Consider the following 18268-nt stretch of genomic DNA (forward strand, 5'->3'; position numbering starts at 1 on the left):
GAATGGGTGCAAAAATTCAAGCAGATGAAATCAGTTCTATCATTAAAGAAAGAATTGATAACTTTGAATTAAATGTAGACGTTAACGAAACTGGGAAGATCATCTCATTTGCAGATGGTATTGCTCAAGTTTATGGTCTTAAAAATGTAATGGCTGGGGAGCTTGTTGAATTCGAAAACGGAGAAAGAGGATTAGCATCTAACTTAGAAGAAGCTTCTGTTGGTGTTGTTGTTCTTGGTTCTGGTGAAGGATTAAGAGAAGGTTCTTCTTGTAAGAGACTTGGAAAACTATTAGAAACACCAGTTGGTGAAGGTATGGTTGGAAGAGTTGTTAATGCACTTGGTGAGCCAATTGATGGTAAAGGTACTATTGAAGCAGCTGAGTCAAGATTCGTTGAGGAAAAAGCTCCTGGAATCATGGCTAGAAAATCTGTTCATGAACCATTACAAACTGGTATTAAAGCAATTGATGCACTAGTTCCAATCGGAAGAGGGCAAAGAGAGCTTATTATTGGTGATAGACAAACTGGTAAAACAACTGTTGCAATTGATACAATTCTTAACCAAAAAGGTGAAGATGTAGTATGTATTTATGTTGCAATTGGTCAAAAATCATCTTCTGTAGCTAACGTTGTTAGAACTTTAGAAGAGGGTGGAGCAATGGATTATACTGTTGTAGTTAATGCAGGTGCTTCTGAGTCTTCAGCACTTCAATTCTTAGCACCATATACAGGTGTTACTATTGGTGAGTACTTCAGAGATAATGGTAAGCATGCTTTAATTATCTATGATGATTTATCAAAACACGCAGTTGCATATAGAGAGATGTCTTTATTATTAAGAAGACCTCCAGGTAGAGAGGCGTTCCCAGGGGATGTATTCTATCTACACTCAAGATTATTAGAAAGAGCTGCAAAAATGTCTGATGAAAATGGTGGTGGTTCTATGACTGCATTACCAATTATTGAGACACAAGCAGGTGACGTTGCTGCATATATTCCAACAAACGTTATTTCTATTACAGATGGTCAAATCTTCTTAGAAACTAACCTATTTAACTCTGGTATCAGACCTGCAATTAACGTTGGTCTTTCTGTATCAAGGGTTGGTGGTGCTGCACAAATTAAAGCTACTAAGCAAGTTGCTGGTACATTAAAATTATCTCTTGCACAATATAGAGAGCTAGAAGCATTCGCACAATTCGCATCAGATCTTGATGAGTCTACAAGAAAAGAGCTTGAGCTTGGTCAAAGAATGGTTGAAGTATTAAAGCAAGGTGTTAATAAGCCATTAGTTATTGAAAAACAAATCGTTATTATCTATGCTGGTACAAAAGGTTACTTAAATGATGTTGCTGTATCTGATGTAGTTAAATACGAAGAAGAGTTACACTCATTCATTGAACAAAAATATGCAAATATTTTAGATGACATTAAATCTAAGAAAAAATTAGATGATGAGACTGAGTCAGCATTAAAAGCTGCATTAGAAGAGTTTAAAACTGTTTTTAATGCTAAATAAGGATTAGTCTATGGCTAACTTAAAAGAAATTAAATTAAAAATTGGAAGTGTTAAAAACACTCAGAAGACTACAAAAGCTATGAAGCTTGTATCTTCTGCAAAACTTACTAGAACTAGACAACTGTCTGAACAATCTAGAAGTTATGCTAAGAAGATTAATGAAGTTCTTTCTGAGATCGCAAACAGAGTTAGCAAAGTTCAAGATGGTGGTAATCACAATAAAGCGTTTATCCCTAACGAGAACCCAAAAACAGTTGATATTGTTTTTGTTACTGCTGACAAAGGTCTTTGTGGTGGTTTTAACATGGCAACGATTAAGAAAGTTAATGAATTAGCCGCTGATTATACATCTAAAGGTGCAAATGTAAGATACAGAGCTGCTGGAAGAAAGGGAGTTGATTTCTTCTCTTTCCAAGGTGTTGAATTATCTCAGAAGGTAACTGATTTATCTTCTGCACCAGATTATGATAGAGCTGCAGATTTTATTAAAGATGTAGTAGAAGATTTCCAAAAAGGTGAAACTGATAAAGTAGTTTTAGTTTACAATGGATTCTTAAATATGCTTACTCAAGAAATTAGAGTAAGAGAACTACTTCCAATTAGCCTAGAAGATGTAGAAACTACACAAGATGAAACATCTATGCTAGAGATTGAACCAGATGATGATGAAGAAGTGTTAGAAGAATTAACGAATAAATATATTGATTTCAATATGTATTATTCTTTAATCGACTCTTTAGCAGCAGAACACTCTGCAAGAATGCAAGCTATGGAAGCTGCAACTAACAATGCTAAAGACAGAGTTAATTCGTTAACAGTTGAATATAATAAAGCTAGACAAGCTGCAATTACAACAGAGCTGATAGAGATTATCAGTGGTGTTGAAGCATTAAAATAATTTAAAGGAGCTGCCCGTATGAAAGGTAATATTATTCAGGTAATGGGTCCTGTTGTAGACGTTGAGTTCGACGGATATTTACCAGAAATTAACGAAGCTATTGAAGTTACATTAGCGGACGTTAACCAAGATAGATTAGTTCTAGAAGTTGCTGCACACATTGGTGATAGCAGAGTTAGAACTATTGCTATGGATATGACAGAAGGTTTAAAAAGAGGACAAGAGTGTACTGCTACTGGTGGACCAATTAAGGTTCCAGTTGGTGAAGCTGTACTTGGAAGAATCTTTAACGTAATTGGTGATCCAGTTGATGAAGGTGAAGCAATCTCTGAAGATACTGAAAGATGGTCAATCCATAGAGCTGCTCCAACTTTTGAAGAGCAATCTACTAAAACTGAAATGTTTGAAACAGGTATCAAAGTTGTTGACTTACTTGCACCATACTCAAAAGGTGGTAAAGTAGGACTATTCGGTGGTGCTGGTGTTGGTAAAACAGTTATTATTATGGAGCTTATCCATAACGTTGCGTTCAAACACTCAGGTTACTCTGTATTTGCAGGTGTTGGTGAAAGAACAAGAGAAGGTAATGACCTTTACTACGAAATGAAAGACTCTAACGTACTTGACAAAGTTGCATTATGTTATGGTCAAATGAGTGAGCCTCCAGGTGCAAGAAATAGAATTGCATTAACTGGTCTTACTATGGCTGAATACTTCAGAGATGAAAAAGGTCTTGATGTATTAATGTTCGTTGATAATATCTTTAGATTTGCTCAAGCAGGTTCTGAGATGTCAGCATTATTAGGAAGAATTCCTTCAGCTGTTGGTTACCAACCAACATTAGCTAGAGAAATGGGTGCATTACAAGAGAGAATTACTTCAACTGCAAAAGGTTCTATTACTTCTGTTCAAGCTGTATATGTTCCTGCGGATGACTTAACTGACCCTGCTCCAGCTTCTGTATTTGCTCACTTAGATGCAACTACAGTACTTAACAGAAAAATTGCAGAAAAAGGTATCTATCCAGCGGTTGATCCACTAGATTCAACTTCTAGAATTTTATCTGCAGACGTATTAGGTGAAGAGCACTATGCAGTAGCTAGAGGTGTTCAATCTGTATTACAAAAATATAAAGATTTACAAGATATTATTGCAATTCTTGGTATGGACGAGTTATCTGAAGAAGATAAACTTGTTGTTGCAAGAGCTAGAAAAATCGAAAGATTCTTATCTCAACCATTCTTCGTTGCAGAAGTATTTACAGGATCTCCAGGTAAGTATGTTGAATTATCAGATACTATTGCTGGATTCAAAGGTATCCTTGATGGTAAATATGACAACATTCCAGAAATGGCATTCTATATGGTTGGTGGAATCGACGAGGTATTAGCAAAAGCTGAGGATATGAAATAACAAATAAGGCATGCTTATGGATACACTAAAATTATCAATAGTTGCACCAAATGGTCAAATCTTTAGTGATGAAGTAAAATCTGTAACTCTTCCAGGTAAAGAGGGAGAGTTCGGAGTTTTACCAGGACATGCTTCTTTAGTATCATCATTAACTGTTGGCGTAATTATAATAGAAAAAGCAGATTCAACTGAAGCAGTAGCAATTAACTGGGGTCACGTTAAAGTGGGTGAAAGTTCTGTTGACGTATTAGTTGACGGAGCTGTAGCACTTACTTCAGGTGCTGACTCTGAAATTGCGAAAAACATTGACGCTGCAAAAGATTTAGTTAACTCTGTTAAAGATGCAAACGTATCATTAGCAGCAGTTGAGGCTAAAATCAACTCATTCGCTTAAAAAAGTAGATAATGATTGATTCAGCTTTAAATTATTTAAGTAATGGTAGTGCCATAACACTTTTAGTGTTGTGGTCACTTTCATTATATATGGTTATCGTTTTTTGGATATTCATTTACAGATTTCTATCTCTGAAATCTTCAATTCTTACTGAAAAAAAATCACTAGAAGCATTAACATCACGAAGTTCAACTTTAAGTCCTATGTCTGCACTTAATAAATGTGCAAATGGAGTTACTAATAAAGAGATTCTTAGTGCATGTGAAATAAATATTATTAAAGATGCTAGTGTTGGAATATCATGGATGTCAATTATTGCATCAACTGCTCCTTTTATTGGACTGTTTGGAACAGTAGTAGGTATTCTTGAATCATTTGCAAAGTTTTCAAGTCATTCAAAAGTAGGGTTTTCTGTAATTGCACCTGCAATTTCTGAAGCTTTAGTTGCAACAGCAGCTGGAATTTTTGTGGCAATTTTTGCATATACTTTCCATCAAATATTAGTAAGAAAAGTTTATGAGTTAAATACTTATATCAAGGCACAAGCTAAAATCTTAATTGCTAAAGGTTAATCATGTTTGATTACAACCAAAAACCTGATTTAAATATTACTCCTTTAGTAGATATTATGCTAGTGCTTCTTGCAATCTTAATGGTTACTGCACCAGTAGTTGAGTTTGAAGAACCTGTAAATCTTCCAAAAGGAAGCAAATCTCAACAAATACAAGCAGTTAAAAAAATTGATATATTACTTACTAAAAATAAAAAAATAAAAATCAATAAAAAAAGTTTTGAATTTGATACTTTTGCAGATAATTTTGTTTTATTTGCACAAAATAAAGATAGAAAAACTCCTATACACATCCGTGCAGAAAAAACATTGATGTATAATGATGTAATCTATATACTTAAATCAGTAAAAGAGGCTGGATTTACTAAAGTATCACTTATTACAGATGGATAATTATGCAAGATAAAAATTACTTTTATCTATCAGGTGTAATATCTGTTTTTATATACCTTATTTTTAGTTTTTTATTTCTTTTTTATATAAATGCCCCTGCACCAAAAAAGTTTGATATTAATACTAAAACTACAGTTTTAGAATTAGAACTTATTTCTACTAAATCAACTGAAAAAAGAGTTGCTAAAAAGAGTGAGTCAAAACAAGAGAAGATTATTAAAAAATCTACATCTCAATCAAATAAACAAAAAGCAGATTTTAAATCACTATTTGCTAATGTTAAAACTAAATCTAAAAAAGTTGTAGAAAAAGATACAACTACACAAAAAGCATCTATTGACCCAAGTAGATTTAGGTCTAAATTTCAAAAAGAGAAAAGTACTGATAATTTAAAGGTTTCTAAACTTTTAAATGATGTAAAAACTAGTACAAATAGACCTGCTGTTAATTCTACTAGTAAAGGTGAGGAACATGAATACTTTTCAAAAATAAAACAGATTTTGTGGGAGAGATGGAATCCTAAACTATTAGAAGATGGTTTAGTTGTAAAAGTTCTTGTAATGATTACAAATAGTGGAGATTTTGATTACCGTGTTATAAAGTATTCAAATGATGTACGATTTGATGAGTCATTAAAAGAGTTTTTAAATTCTCAAATTAGGGAGACTTTCCCTACACATAATATTAACAGTAAAGTTGATATTATTATAAACTTTAAATCGGAAGGTTAATATGAAAAAAGTATTATCAATTTTATTTCTAATTACAACATTTGTTTTTGCTGCTGATGCAGAGTTAGATATCGTTAAAAAATCAGGTTCTATGCCTAAAATCGAAGTTTCAGTAGCACCTAATGCTATGAATAAGCCACTTACTTTAAAAGTAGCAAAGATGATTGAAAAGGATTTAATGGTAAGTGGACACTTTGAAGTAGTTAAAGCTTCACAAGTTGTTGATTACAACTCAAATCCAGATATGTTAGTTTTATCAAATAAAGGAACTGACCTTTTTGTTAATGTTAGTTCAAATGTAAGTAGTTTTGGTGGCTATTCTGTAATGGTTAAAATGTATGATTCAAACTCTAAAAAAATGGTATTTAATCGAACTTTCTCTACATCAAAAGAGGATAGATATCCATTTGTAGCTCATAGAATTGCAATTAGAATTAATAAATATTTAAATGCGCCACCAATTGATTGGATGGATAAGTTTGTAATTTTCTCTCAATATAAAAGTGCAAAAAAAGCAGATATTATAATTGCTGACTACACTCTTACTTTTCAAATGCCAGTTATAAGAGGTGGACTTAATATTTTCCCTAAATGGGCAAATAGTAAACAAGACTCATTTTATTACACAACATATGATAGTGGAATACCAACTTTAATTAAAACGAATATTTACACTAGACAAAGAGAAACTATTATGAAAAGTGAAGGTATGATAGTTGCATCTGATGTAAGTGAAGATGAGAAGAAAGTTTTAATTACAGCTTCACCAAATCATCAACCAGATATCTATTTATACAATACTGTTAATAAAACAAAAAAGAAACTAACTACATATAAAGGTATTGATGTTGGAGCTCATTTTGTTGATAATGAAAAAAGAATTGTTTTCGTATCTGATAGATTAAAATATCCAAATATTTTTGCAAAAGATATTGGAGGAAGAGGCGTTGAAAGATTAGTTTACCATGGAAATAACAACTCATCTGCAACTACATATAAAGATTATGTAGTATATACAAGTAGAGATAGAAACAATGAGTTTGGTTCTTATACGTTCAATCTTTATTTAATGTCAACAAAAAGTGATTTCCTGAAAAGACTTACTTCAAATGGAAGTAATCAATTCCCTAAATTTTCAAAAGATGGAGAATCTATTATCTTCTTAAAGACTGTAAATAATAGAAGTTCAATAGGAATCCTTAGACTTAATTATTCTAAGTCATTTACTTTCCCATTAGCAAATGGAAAAATCCAGTCAATCGACTGGTAATATTATAAACTTACATTTTATATATACAAAGATATACTAGTTTTATTATAATTTCCTAAAAGGAGTTTAAAATGAAACTAGGAATATCATCTTGCCTACTTGGTACTACGTGCCGATATGATGGCGGTCATTCACGAGACAAATTTATTGTTAATGAATTATCTAACTACTTTGATTTTGAGGCTTTTTGTCCTGAAAGATTAGTTTTTCCAACTCCAAGACCTGCAATAAGGTTAGTTAAAAGTGATGGTGAAGTAACTATTCGAACATCAAATGATAATGAAGATGTAACAGATACTATTACTGAAATATCAAAAGAGCTAGTAAAAAAAATTGAAGATAATCAATTATGTGGCTTTATTTTAAAATCTAAATCTCCAACATGTGGTATGGAAAGAGTTAAAATCTATCCTGATAAAAAAAATGGACAAAGTGAAAATGTAGGTGTTGGAGTTTTTGCAAAAGAGCTAAAAGAAAGATTCCCTTATTTACCAATTGAAGAAGAAGGAAGATTAGGCGATCCATGGCTTAGAGAAAACTTTTTAATGCAAGTATTTGCATATAAATCATTATTTGAATTTTTAGAAAAAAAGCCAAATATAAATGATTTAGTTGAGTTTCATACTTCTTACAAATATTTAATCTATGCAAAATCACATAATGCATATAAAGAGCTAGGAAATATAGTTGCAAATAGAGATAAAAAGCCATTGGAGACTATACTTGATGAGTATAAAGAGTTGTTTTTAAAGACAATTGCTCAAAAAGGTACGATTAATAATACCTATAATGTTTTACTTCATATTTATGGCTATTTCAAAAAAGTTATATCAAAAGAGGAAAAAGATGATATTTTAGAGACTCTTGAAGACTTTAAAAAAGGAATAGTTCCTTTAATTGCTGTTATAAAAATAATAAAACTTTATACAAACAAATTTGATATTGAGTATCTTAAAACTCAAGTATTTATAAATCCATATCCAAAAGATTTAGCACTTCGTTCTAAAGTTGAGGCTTACAGATGAAACAAATACTTTGGTTTAGACGAGATTTAAGAGTTTCAGATTCTGCATTATTACAATATGCAGAAGATGAAGTCCTACCAATATTTATCTTCGATAAAAATATTCTAAACTCTTTGCCTAAAGATGATAAAAGAGTTTCTTTTATTTATCAATCAGTATTAAACCTAAAGAGAGAGCTTCAATTTTTAGGTTTAGACTTAGCAATATTTTATGATGAACCATTAAATGTTTTTAAAACTTTAGCAAAAGATTTTGATGAAGTTCTATGCTCTATAGATTTTGATGCATATGCTATTAAAAGAGATAAGGAAGTTGAAAAGGTTCTTCCTTTAAAAAGATTTAATGATTCATTTATTTTAAATCCCAATGAACATCTCAAAGCAGATAATACTCCATATAAAGTATTTACTCCTTTTTATAAATCATTGAATTTAATTACTCAATCTTTTTCTATAAAAGAGTATAAAAGAAATGAAAAACTCAAACTTACAAGCTTTGATTATAAAAAAATCATATCTTTAGAAAATTTAGGTTTTGAAAAACAGGAATTACCATCTTTTTTATATAAAGATGCAAGGGATTTATTAAAAGAGTTTTTATTAAAAATAGATGATTATCAAGTAAATAGAGACTTTTTTTATAAAGATGCCACATCAAAACTATCTGTTCATCTAAGATTTGGTCTTATTTCACCTAAAGAGATTTTTAATATTGTAAAAAAATCAAATGTAAATGATTGTGAATTTTTTATTAGAGAGCTTTTTTGGAGAGAATTTTATAATTATATACTTTTTCATTTTCCAAATTCTGAAAGTAAAAACTTCAATGGAATAAATATTTCTTGGAATGAAAATGAAGATGACTTTCAAAAATGGTGTGAAGGAAAAACTGGTGTGCCTATAATTGATGCAGCTATGATTCATTTAAATAAAACAGGTCTTATGCATAATAGATTAAGAATGATTGTCGCTTCATTTTTAACAAAAAACCTTTTTGTTGATTGGAAGAAGGGTGAAAAATATTTTGCTTTAAAACTTCTTGATTATGAAGTAAGTTCAAATATTGGTTCATGGCAATGGGCTGCAAGTACAGGTGCTGATGCTGCTCCATACTTTAGAGTATTTAATCCTTATACTCAATCTTCAAAATTTGATAAAGATGGTCTTTTTATTAAATCAGTTATTAAAGAATTAGAAGAAGTGGACCCTAAACTTTTCCATATAGAAAATGCACTTTCTTCAAATCTTTTTTTTAATTATCCTAAATCAATAGTTGATATATCTTTATCAAGAAAAAGAGCAATAGAAAACTTCAAAAGGGCTAAAGATGAAAACTTATGATTTAGCCATTGTTGGCTCTGGAATGGGAGGTAGTATGATTGCCTCTTTAAATAAGCAAAAAGATGTAATAGTTTTTGAAAAAGATACTAATCTTGGAGGCTGTGCAAGTACTTTTAAAAGATTTGGTAACTACTACAATAGTGGTGCAACAACACTTGTTGGATATGAAGAATATCATCCTTTAAAAAAGATATTTGATAAAGCTAATGTAAATTTAGATTTAAAAAAGAGTGATATAGCAATAAGAGTTCTTCAAAATGGTAAAACAATTGATAGAGTAAAAGATTTTGAAAAGTTTTTATCTCAGATAGACAAAGCTTATCCAAATAAAAATAATAGAGTCTTTTGGCAGACAATAAAACAATTAGATGAGAAGTTTTGGAAACTAAAAAATGTATATTATTCAAAATACTCATTATCTTCTTATGTAAAAACAATTAAATCAGTAAGTGAGATTTTTTTAACTTTTAAATTTGACTTATTTAAAACTGCAAGTGGTTTTATAAAAGATACTTTAGGTGATATTTCAAAGGAGTATCAAGACTTTATAGATTCACAGCTTTTGATAACTTTGCAAACTACATCAAAAGATATTTCTTTGTTATCATTAGCTTTAGGTTTAGCTTATCCTTTCCATGATGTATTTTATGTAAATGGTGGAATGGGTTCAATTTTTGATGAGCTTTTAAAAGATATAGAGACTCATAATAAAGAAGAAGTAAAGACTATAACAAAACAAAATGACGTATATTATTTAAAAACAAGAAAAGCTGAGTATAGAGCAAAGAATGTGATATTAAATTCTACAATTTATGATAGTTCAAAATTATTTGAAAATGAAAAGATAAAGTCATATTATAATAAGTTTTTATTCAATGACCAAAGTGCTTTTGTAATCCACATGACTATAAATAAAAAAGAAGATTTGCTACACCATTATCAAATAATTTTAGAAAATGAGATTCCAAATGCTATTTCTAACTCTTATTTTGTATCTCTAAGTTCTAGTGAGGATAGAAAAATGTCTGAAAATGGAATAAATATAACTATCTCAACTCATACTAAAGCAAGATTTTGGAGTAATTTAAATAAAGATGAATACAAAAGACAAAAATTTATAACAGAAGAGTTTATAATAAATAGTTTTTTAGAAAACTTTGATAACATAACTAAAGAAGATATTCAAATCTCTTTTAGTGGAACAGCAAAAACATTTAATCGTTTTATAAATAGAAATAACTGTGGTGGAAAAGCAATAACTTTAAAAACTTTACTTCAAGTTCCAAGTTGCAGAACACCATTTGAAGGTTTATATAATGTTGGAGATACAATATTTGCAGGACAAGGTTGGCCTGGAGTTGCTTTAGGTGTAAATATATTGAAGGAAGAATTAGATGGATAGTGTAAAATTAAAAATATCAATTATTGATTGGTTATATATCATTTTAATTGGTGCTTGTTTCGGTTTTCTAATATCTTTATTCCTTTATTTTATGAATGAAAACTTACAAAACTTTTCTACAATTTTTTTTAGTACATTAAGTGCTATATCTATTTCTTTTTTTGCTTTTATTTTAATAACCATTTCAAATGACTATATATTACCTCGGGTTAATGAAAAGTTTTGGTATCTAATTAGTTTTATTTTCTCTTTCTTTTCTGGCTTTTTAGGTTTCTCTTTTTCTTACTATATCTTTTCTCTAAGTGAATACAATATAATTAATATGATTAAGCCTTTTTGGTTTTATATTAGTATTACAATAGGTTTTTTAACTTTTTTAGTAGGTATGATTCTTCATCAATTTATTTCAATGAAATATAGAAATGAGTCAATCACCAGTGAAGTTTTAGAAACAAAGATTAAAGCTTTAGAAGGTGAACTTAATCCTCACTTTTTATTTAATGCCTTAAACTCTCTTTCTGAATTAATATATATAGATCAAAAGAAAGCAGAAAAAGCAACACTGGATATTTCAACTTTTTTAAGAAATGCAATTACTAAAGATAGCCTTATCTCTTTAGAAACAGAAATAAAAATGGTTGAAACCTATTTAGATATAGAGAATATTAGATTTGATAATAATATAAAAATGACAAGCTCTTTTGATGAAGACACAGGGTATATTCAAGTACCAAAGTTTTCTATTCAACTATTAGTAGAAAATGCAATAAAACATGGATATAAGTCTGAAGCTTTAAATATAGATATAAAAGCTGATGCTTCTTCTATTGTAGTTACAAATAATGGTGTTTTACCAGAAGAAGTAAAATTTGGTACTGGACTTAGTAATTTACAAAAAAGATTGCACTTATTAAACATAGGAAAGATAGAATATAAGATAGAAAATGAAAAAATGAGTTTTATAATAAAGATAAAAAGGTAAAGTTTTGAAAACACTTATTGTAGATGATGAAAAATTAGCTCTTAGTAGACTAAAAAGAATTTTAGAAGAAGAGGGTATTAGTGATATTACTGAGGCTTCAACACCTCTTGATGCTATAAGAGAAGCAACAAAATCAAAGTTTGATATTGCTTTTTTAGATATTTCTATGCCTACAATGAGTGGCCTTGATTTATCAAACACTCTTTTAGAAATGAATCCAAATACTTTTATTATCTTTCAAACGGCTCATGAAGAGTATGCCCTAGAAGCTTTTAAAAGTGGGGGAATGGATTATCTATTAAAACCAATATCTAATGAAACTGTTAATAAGTGTTTAGAAAAAATAGGCAAATATATAGATACTAAGGTTGATGAAACTAAAAAGGTAGTTGCAAAAAGAGGAAGTAAAATATATTTAATCTCTTTAGATGATATCTATTATATAAAAGCAGATTTAGATGAAGTTATTATAAAGATTAAAGAAACTGATGCCTATGTTAGAAAAAAAATTGGTGATTTGGAAAAAATTCTTTCAGACAAAAACTTCTTTAGAGTTCATAGGTCATATATAGTTAATGTTGATAAGATTAAATCAATGCAAAGTATTGAACAATCAAAATTAGAAATATCGTTTGTTGATATAGATGACTTAGTTACAACATCAAAAGATGGGGCAAAAGAGTTTAGAGAATATTTAGATAATAAAACTATATAAAAAGGATTTTAGATGAAAACTATAGCAATAACTGGTTCAAGTGGATTTGTTGGAACAAATATAAAAAGTTTTTTTTCTAAAAAAGATTTTGAAGTTATTTCAATCAAAAGAGAAGATTTAAAAAATAAAGCAAAGCTACTATCAATTATAGAAAAAGCTCATATTGTTATAAATTTGGCTGGGGCAAATATAATAAATAGATGGACAGACTCTTACAAAAAATTATTGTATAACAGTAGAATTGATACAACAAAAGCTTTAGTTCATGCAATGACAAAAGCAAAAGTAAAACCAGAGCTTTTTATATCAACTTCAGCAGTAGGTATTTATAGTAATAAAGACTGCTATGATGAAGAGTATTTTAAATATTCAGATGATTTTTTAGCAAACCTTTGTAAAGATTGGGAAACAGAAGCATTAAAGGCAAAAGAGTTAGAGATAAGAACAGCAATTTTTAGATTCGGAATAGTTTTAGGAAAAGGTGGAGCTTTAGAAAAAATGCTACTTCCTTTCAAAATGGGAGTAGGTGGAACTATTGGAGCTGGACAGCAACATTTCTCATTTATACATATAGAAGACTTATTAAATGCATATAAGTTTTTAATTGAAAATGTAGATTTAAATGGAATGTTTAATCTTACTTCTCCTATGCCAACAACGAATAAAGGACTTACAAAAGCTTTAGGAACAGCATTAAATAGACCAACTTTATTACCTGTTCCTGAATTTATGTTAAATCTTATCTTTAGTGAAGGTGCAAAGGTTTTAACAGATGGGCAGTGTGTTGAGCCCAAAAGATTGGTTGATAGTGGATTTGTTTTTAAGCATACAACCATTGATGAAACAATTAATAGTATAGTAAATAAAAAATGAAAAAATACGAAAAAATTTCATTTATAGATTGTACATTAGAAGAGTTATTTGATTTTCATTTGGATGTAAATAATTTAAAAGCAATCACTCCAGATAATATAGAAATAACTTTTTTAGAAGAAAACTTTACTCCTAAAGAAAATAGAATTTTAAAAATAAAAACAGTAAAAAACTTCCTTCCGATAAGATGGGAAGTAAAGATTGAAAAGTTACAAAGACCAAATATATTAGTTGACTTGGCATTAAAGTCACCTTTTAAATATTGGAAACATTCTCATGTTTTTACTAAAAAAGGTAATATGTGTGAGTTAAGAGATGTTGTAGAGTATGAATTACCCTTTGGCAAAGTAGGAGGGTTATTTGACTTTTTTATTAAAAAAGAGTTAGATGCTATGTTTACTTTTAGGCATAATAAAACAAAAAAACTCTTAGAAAAATAATATCAACATAAACAAAATAAATGAATTTTTCTAGAATAAATAACATAAACTAAGTAATGTACCATTAAGTTTAGATTTAGTAAAATCAAATGAAATTTTCTAAAAGGGAACTGGTTATGAAAAAATTAAGCATCTATACTTTTCTAGTTGCAGCAGTATTATTTACTGGATGTAGTCAAAAAGAAGTTGAGGTTTCTGGTGCAGATAATTCTGAATCTGCATTAAACAACATCGACAACTCAAATATTCAAAATGAGGTTGTAAATGACTCATTAGTAGAGAGTTCTGACAATGGTTATTACTATATGATTAATGGTAAAAAAGAACTTATTCAAAATATCTATTTTGGTTTTGATAAATATAGCTTAACAACAGAAATGAAAAATGTTGCAAAAGAGAATGCATCTAAACTATCAGGTCTTCAAGTAGGAACTACTATTAAAGTAGAAGGTAACTGCGATGAGTGGGGAACTGATGAGTATAACTACGCATTAGGTTTAAAAAGAGCTAAGATTGTAAAAGATACATTAGTTATGGATGGAGTAGACGCAAATGCAATTAAAGTTGTAAGTTTCGGTGAAAGTAATCCTGTATGTACTGATAAAAACTCTACTTGTTGGCAAAAAAATAGAAGATCTGAGCATAAATTAGTAAAATAATTAAATGATCAAAAAACTACTATTAACTAGTATTTTTATTTCTAGTACCTTAACTGTAACAGCAGATGAAGTTTCAGTTTTTGGTGCTGGAGATTTAGACTCTAAAAATCCATATGGATTAAATTCTGCAGAAAAGAATATCTTAAAAAATAAAAAAACTTTAGGTAGCATCGATTCAAAAGTAAAAGATGTTAAATATACAGTTGGCTCATTAAGTGAGAGAATTGATGGTTTAGAATCAATCTATGAAGGTGATTCTCAGAAACTTAATAAAACAGTAATTAAATTAAATGAAGTAATTAAAAAACTTGAAGAAAATTCAAGTATATCTGAAAAAAACAGTTCAGATATTCAAAGTTTAAAAACAGTATCAACTCAAATTTTAACTATGCAAGAAGAGATTTCTTCTCAAAATAAAAAGAATATTACAAATTTAAAGAAAGCAATTTCTAAATTAACAAATTCAGTAAATAAGCTAAATAAAACTTATGTTTCTGAAAAGGAACTTGAGTCTAATATGAATCAGTTTATTACTAGAGCGGAGTTTGAAGCCTTAAAAAAATCTTTAGGTGTAAAAACTAGTAATAAAACTACAACTAAAAAAAAGTCTAACAAGGTATTATCCTACAAAGATAAAGATGCTATGTTAGCAGAAGCGAAAGAGCTATTTAAAAAAGATTATTTTACAAAAGCTATTCCTATGTTTGAAGAGCTAGTAGAGTTAAACTTTAAACCTGCAGAGGGTAATTTTTATTTAGGTGAAATGTGGTATTATAGAAAAAAATATGAAGAAGCGATTTCATATTTTAAAACATCAGCTATGTTATATGATAAAGCAGACTATATGCCAAAACTTTTATTACATAGTGCTATTTCTTTTGAAAAAATAAAAGACTATAGCAATGCGGCAAATTTTTACAACTCTTTAATTGGTATTTATCCAGATTCTAAAGAGGCAAAAATAGCCACAAAAAATTTATCAAGTATAAAATAATTAATAATTTAGGAGAAAAAATGTCAAAAGTAATTGGAATTGAATATACTTTAAAAGATGCTAACTCAGGTGAGCAAATTGATTCAAATGTTGGTGGAGCACCATTAGAGTTCGTTTCTGGAAAAGGTCAAATTATTCCAGGTTTAGAAACTAAACTTGTTGAAATGTCAGAATCAGAGCAAGCTGATGTTATGGTTGAAGCTAAAGATGCATATGGTGAGTTTAATGAAGAAGCTGTTCAAACTTTACCAAAAGAGCAGTTTGCTGGTATTGAATTAACTGAAGGTATGTCTTTATATGGTACAGGTGAGCAAGGTGAAACTGTACAAGTAACAGTTAAATCATTTACTGATACTGATGTAACTATTGATTATAACCATCCATTAGCTGGTAAAACATTAATGTTCTCAGTAACTGTATTAACTTTAAGAGATGCAACAGAAGAAGAGATTCAAACTGGTGTTGTTGGTGGAATGGCTGCTATGGGCGGTGGTTGTTGTGGTGGTGGAAGCCATGACCATGGTTCAGAAGGTGGTTGTTGTAGTACTGAACCACAACAGCCTTCTCACGGTGGATGTGGTTGTAGCCACTAATTTACTCAAATTAATAAATATAAAAGGCTCAGGAGTTTCTTCTGAGCCTTTTTATTTTACTAACTAAAAAACTTAAGTATAATAACAACTAAATTAATTTTAAAGGTTTACAATGAAAAAAGTAGCTTTCATTTTTCCAGGTCAAGGAAGTCAATCTATTGGTATGGGAAAAGATTTTTTTGAAAATAGTGAATTAGCAAAAGAGATGATTTCTAAAGCTAGTCAAAGATTAAATATAGATTTTGAAAAATTACTTTTTGAAGAAAATGATAAAATAGGGCAAACTGAATATACTCAACCAGCAATTTTACTTGTAAGTTCAATTGCAAATGCAATATTCAAAGAAAAATGTGATATTCAACCAGAGTTTGTATTAGGACACTCTTTAGGTGAATTTTCTGCTTTAGTAAGTGCTGGTGCAATTGATTATTTAGATGCAGTAGAATTAGTTCATAAAAGAGGTCTATTTATGACTGAAGCTTGTAGTGGACAAGATGCAGGAATGATGGCTTTAGTAGGATTAGATGATTCAACAGTTGAAAATATTTGTAAAGAACAACAAGAAGCAGGTAAAAAAGTTTGGCCAGCAAATTATAATATGGATGGTCAATTAGTTTTAGCTGGAATTAAAGCTGATTTAGAAAGTTTAGTTGATACATTTAAAGAAGCTGGAGCAAAAAGAGCTATTGTATTAGATATGTCAGTTGCTTCTCACTGCGAATTATTAAGAAGTTCTGTGGAGAATTTAAAACCATATTTAGAAGAGTATTTAAAAGATGAGTTTTCACCAGTTATTTCAAATGTAACTACGGAAGCTTACTCAACTAAAGATGAAGCAGTTGAATTATTATCTTCTCAATTAACAAGCCCAGTAAAATATAAACAATCAATTGCAGCAAATGCAGATAAAGTAGATTGTTTTATCGAATTTGGAAATGGAATTGTATTAAAAGGTCTTAATAGAAAAATTTGTAAAGGTACTGCTACATTAAATGTAAGTGATTTTGCATCTTTAGAGAAAGTATTAGGTGAATTAAATGACTAAATTAGCAATTATGGGAGCAATGGAGGAAGAGATTGAACCTCTATTAGCTCATTTTGGTGAAGCTAAAGTTACAGAATATGCTGATAACAAATATTATGAAGTATCACATAATGGATTAGATATTGTTATTGCATATTCAAAGATTGGAAAAGTATTTGCTTCATTAACAGCAAGCACTATGATTCAGAAATTTGGATGTGATACATTATTATTCTCTGGAGTTGCAGGTGGAATTAACCCTGAGCTTAAAATTGGAGATTTAATTATTGCAGATAAACTATGTCAACATGATTTAGATATTACAGCATTTGGACACCCACATGGATTTGTTCCAGGTGGAAGTGTTTTAATTGACACAACAAAAGAACTTAGAAATGTTGCTATTGAAGTAGCAAAGGAAAATGGTATTAATGTTATTGAAGGAACTATCGCTACAGGTGATCAATTTGTTCATTCATCAGAGAGAAAAGATTTCATTCAAAAAACATTTAATGCTGACGCACTAGAAATGGAAGGTGCAAGTGTTGCAGTAGTTTGTGATTCTTTAAATATTCCATTCTTTATATTAAGAGCAATTTCTGATACTGCAGATGGTGGTGCTGATATTGATTTTGATGAGTTTTTAAAATCTTCTGCTAAAAACTCAGCTGACTACTTAGTAAAAATAGTAAATAAACTTCAAAAATAACAAAACAATTATTAAACTCATAAATATAACTTTATTTAGTTATATTTATGGCAAAAATGCTAAAAACCCCAAAACTTTCAAAATTTAAGCTTCAATTAAGAGAAAACCCTTGACAAGAGGAGAAAAATCTATTATAATTCCCGTCCAATTTCAGAGGAACGACATCAAAAATGGTTGAAAGAGTTGCGAAGGAAAGGGAGATCTTTTAAAATTTAGAAGGTTTGTAAATAACTTTTATAAACCGAATATGAAATTACAACAAACAAGAATATATTGTAAATATATCCTTGTCTATTTTAATAACAAAGCTTATGCTTTTACA

Annotated in this window: 20 protein-coding genes; all 20 read left to right on the forward strand. The window is 29.5% G+C overall.

From position 1 onward, the window contains the following. Nucleotides 1–2: 2 nt before the first annotated feature. The 20 genes from atpA to CRV02_RS12220 all read left to right on the forward strand — a co-directional run bounded on the left by atpA (nt 3) and on the right by CRV02_RS12220 (nt 17946). Nucleotides 3–1520, forward strand: a complete 1518-nt coding sequence (gene atpA, locus CRV02_RS12125; protein ID WP_129090535.1) for a F0F1 ATP synthase subunit alpha — start codon at nt 3–5, stop codon at nt 1518–1520. A 10-nt stretch (nt 1521–1530) separates the two neighbouring features. After that, nucleotides 1531–2418: an ATP synthase F1 subunit gamma gene (gene atpG, locus CRV02_RS12130; RefSeq protein WP_129085470.1), complete on the forward strand. Its 888-nt coding sequence runs from the start codon at nt 1531–1533 to the stop codon at nt 2416–2418. 18 nt (nt 2419–2436) lie between these two features. Further along, nucleotides 2437–3831, forward strand: a complete 1395-nt coding sequence (gene atpD, locus CRV02_RS12135) for a F0F1 ATP synthase subunit beta (RefSeq protein ID WP_129085469.1) — start codon at nt 2437–2439, stop codon at nt 3829–3831. A gap of 16 nt (nt 3832–3847) precedes the next feature. Next, nucleotides 3848–4225, forward strand: coding sequence for an ATP synthase F1 subunit epsilon (gene atpC, locus CRV02_RS12140; protein WP_129085468.1), 378 nt, complete (start codon nt 3848–3850; stop codon nt 4223–4225). An 11-nt stretch (nt 4226–4236) separates the two neighbouring features. Beyond that, nucleotides 4237–4797 (forward strand): MotA/TolQ/ExbB proton channel family protein, encoded by a 561-nt coding sequence (locus CRV02_RS12145; RefSeq protein ID WP_129085467.1) that lies wholly within the window; start codon nt 4237–4239, stop codon nt 4795–4797. A 2-nt stretch (nt 4798–4799) separates the two neighbouring features. Then, nucleotides 4800–5189 (forward strand): biopolymer transporter ExbD, encoded by a 390-nt coding sequence (locus CRV02_RS12150; protein ID WP_129090536.1) that lies wholly within the window; start codon nt 4800–4802, stop codon nt 5187–5189. Nucleotides 5190–5191: 2 nt separating this feature from the next. Then, the gene (locus CRV02_RS12155; RefSeq protein WP_129090537.1) at nt 5192–5920 is read left to right on the forward strand and encodes a TonB C-terminal domain-containing protein; all 729 of its coding nucleotides are present in this window, start codon (nt 5192–5194) and stop codon (nt 5918–5920) included. 1 nt (nt 5921) lies between these two features. Further along, complete coding sequence (gene tolB / locus CRV02_RS12160; RefSeq protein ID WP_129090538.1) at nt 5922–7190, forward strand: Tol-Pal system protein TolB; 1269 nt, start codon at nt 5922–5924, stop codon at nt 7188–7190. 71 nt (nt 7191–7261) lie between these two features. Then, a complete protein-coding gene (locus tag CRV02_RS12165) occupies nt 7262–8215 on the forward strand; it encodes a DUF523 and DUF1722 domain-containing protein (RefSeq protein ID WP_129085463.1) in 954 nt (317 codons plus the stop codon). Further along, nucleotides 8212–9555, forward strand: a complete 1344-nt coding sequence (locus tag CRV02_RS12170; RefSeq protein WP_129090539.1) for a deoxyribodipyrimidine photo-lyase — start codon at nt 8212–8214, stop codon at nt 9553–9555. Before CRV02_RS12165 ends, CRV02_RS12170 begins: the two co-directional genes overlap by 4 nt. After that, nucleotides 9542–10957 (forward strand): NAD(P)/FAD-dependent oxidoreductase, encoded by a 1416-nt coding sequence (locus CRV02_RS12175; RefSeq protein WP_129090540.1) that lies wholly within the window; start codon nt 9542–9544, stop codon nt 10955–10957. Before CRV02_RS12170 ends, CRV02_RS12175 begins: the two co-directional genes overlap by 14 nt. Next, a complete protein-coding gene (locus CRV02_RS12180; RefSeq protein WP_129090541.1) occupies nt 10950–11939 on the forward strand; it encodes a sensor histidine kinase in 990 nt (329 codons plus the stop codon). Before CRV02_RS12175 ends, CRV02_RS12180 begins: the two co-directional genes overlap by 8 nt. Before the next feature lie 4 nt (nt 11940–11943). Next, on the forward strand, nt 11944–12654 hold the full coding sequence (locus CRV02_RS12185) for a LytTR family DNA-binding domain-containing protein (RefSeq protein WP_129090542.1): 711 nt from the start codon (nt 11944–11946) through the stop codon (nt 12652–12654). 12 nt (nt 12655–12666) lie between these two features. Further along, nucleotides 12667–13527 carry a TIGR01777 family oxidoreductase gene (locus CRV02_RS12190; RefSeq protein WP_129090543.1) on the forward strand — a complete coding sequence of 287 codons (861 nt, stop codon included), beginning with the start codon at nt 12667–12669 and terminating at the stop codon, nt 13525–13527. After that, entirely contained in the window at nt 13524–13967 is a 444-nt protein-coding gene (locus CRV02_RS12195) for an SRPBCC family protein (RefSeq protein WP_129090544.1), read from the forward strand. Before CRV02_RS12190 ends, CRV02_RS12195 begins: the two co-directional genes overlap by 4 nt. Before the next feature lie 116 nt (nt 13968–14083). Next, entirely contained in the window at nt 14084–14626 is a 543-nt protein-coding gene (locus CRV02_RS12200) for an OmpA family protein (protein ID WP_129090545.1), read from the forward strand. A gap of 4 nt (nt 14627–14630) precedes the next feature. Continuing rightward, a complete protein-coding gene (locus CRV02_RS12205) occupies nt 14631–15620 on the forward strand; it encodes a tol-pal system YbgF family protein (RefSeq protein WP_129085455.1) in 990 nt (329 codons plus the stop codon). A gap of 20 nt (nt 15621–15640) precedes the next feature. Next, nucleotides 15641–16213: a peptidylprolyl isomerase gene (locus CRV02_RS12210; RefSeq protein ID WP_129085454.1), complete on the forward strand. Its 573-nt coding sequence runs from the start codon at nt 15641–15643 to the stop codon at nt 16211–16213. Between the two features lie 112 nt (nt 16214–16325). Next, nucleotides 16326–17258, forward strand: a complete 933-nt coding sequence (fabD, locus tag CRV02_RS12215) for an ACP S-malonyltransferase (RefSeq protein ID WP_129085453.1) — start codon at nt 16326–16328, stop codon at nt 17256–17258. Then, nucleotides 17251–17946, forward strand: a complete 696-nt coding sequence (locus CRV02_RS12220) for a 5'-methylthioadenosine/adenosylhomocysteine nucleosidase (protein WP_129090546.1) — start codon at nt 17251–17253, stop codon at nt 17944–17946. The genes fabD and CRV02_RS12220 overlap by 8 nt, the downstream gene beginning before the upstream one ends. Nucleotides 17947–18268 lie beyond the last annotated feature (322 nt).

The organism is Arcobacter sp. CECT 8989 (genome assembly GCF_004116715.1).
GTDB lineage: Bacteria > Campylobacterota > Campylobacteria > Campylobacterales > Arcobacteraceae > Halarcobacter.